The organism is Pseudomonas emilianonis (genome assembly GCF_023072625.1).
GTDB lineage: Bacteria > Pseudomonadota > Gammaproteobacteria > Pseudomonadales > Pseudomonadaceae > Aquipseudomonas > Aquipseudomonas paraveronii.
Genome location: NZ_JAKNRV010000693.1, coordinates 1 through 1128, shown reverse-complemented (window position 1 = coordinate 1128; position 1128 = coordinate 1). Strand labels below are relative to the sequence as shown.

General features: G+C 65.6%; 2 protein-coding genes. Both read left to right on the top strand.

Going from position 1 to position 1128, the window contains the following annotated elements; genetic code table 11:
* Window positions 1-1007: asparagine synthase-related protein (locus L9Z73_RS30935; RefSeq protein ID WP_247408788.1), on the top strand; the 1007-nt coding region annotated here is incomplete at its 5' end.
* 3 nt (window positions 1008-1010) lie between these two features.
* Window positions 1011-1128 (top strand): hypothetical protein (locus L9Z73_RS31705; RefSeq protein ID WP_430624331.1); only part of this gene is annotated, 118 nt, incomplete at its 3' end.

The window sequence follows — 1128 nt, the reverse complement described above, 5'->3', positions numbered from 1 at the left end:
GCCCAGGTCGGCACCGACAATGTGCTGCTCTGCTGTCCGGCGGCGTCGACTCGAGCCTGCTCGTCGGCCTGCTGCGGGACGTCGGCGTGCAGGACCTGTCGACCTTCTCCATCGGCTTTGAAGACGCCGGCGGCGAACGCGGCGACGAGTTCCAGTACTCGGACCTGATCGCCAAGCACTACGGCACCCGTCACCATCAACTGCGCATCGCCGAGGGCGAGATCATCGAGCAACTGCCGGCCGCGTTCCGCGCCATGAGCGAGCCGATGGTCAGCCACGACTGCATCGCCTTTTACCTGCTGTCGCGCGAAGTGGCCAAGCACTGCAAAGTGGTGCAAAGCGGCCAGGGCGCCGACGAGCTGTTCGCCGGCTACCACTGGTACCCGCAAGTGGACGGCGCCAGCGATCCGTATGCGGCGTACCGCGAGGCATTTTTCGACCGCAGCTACGACGACTACGCGGCCACCGTCGCGCCGAAATGGCTGACCGCCAATGACGCCGCCGGCGACTTCGTGCGCGAGCATTTCGCGATGCCGGGCGCGGATGCCGCCGTGGACAAGGCCCTGCGCCTGGACAGCACGGTGATGCTGGTGGACGACCCGGTCAAACGCGTCGACAACATGACCATGGCCTGGGGCCTGGAAGCGCGCACACCGTTTCTCGACTACCGCCTGGTGGAACTGTCGGCCCGCGTACCGGGCAAATTCAAATTGCCCGACGGCGGCAAGCAAGTCCTCAAGGAAGCGGCGCGTCGGGTCATCCCGAGTGAAGTCATCGACCGCAAGAAGGGTTACTTCCCGGTGCCCGGCCTCAAGCATTTGCAGGGCGATACCTTGAACTGGGTCCGCGATTTGCTGCTGGACCCGAGCCAGGACCGCGGCCTGTTCAATCCGGCCATGCTCGACCGCTTGCTCACCGACCCACACGGTCAACTCACCCCGCTGCGCGGCTCCAAGCTGTGGCAACTGGCGGCGCTGAACCTGTGGCTCAGCGAACAAGGAATCTGATCGATGAAACCTCTCGCAGCGGCTTACAGCCAACGCTTGCTCAAGGGCCAGGCGCCGACCTACGAGCGCCTGCAAGCACGCCTGGCCGAAGACGGCAGCCCACTGGCCGCCGAGCCGATCG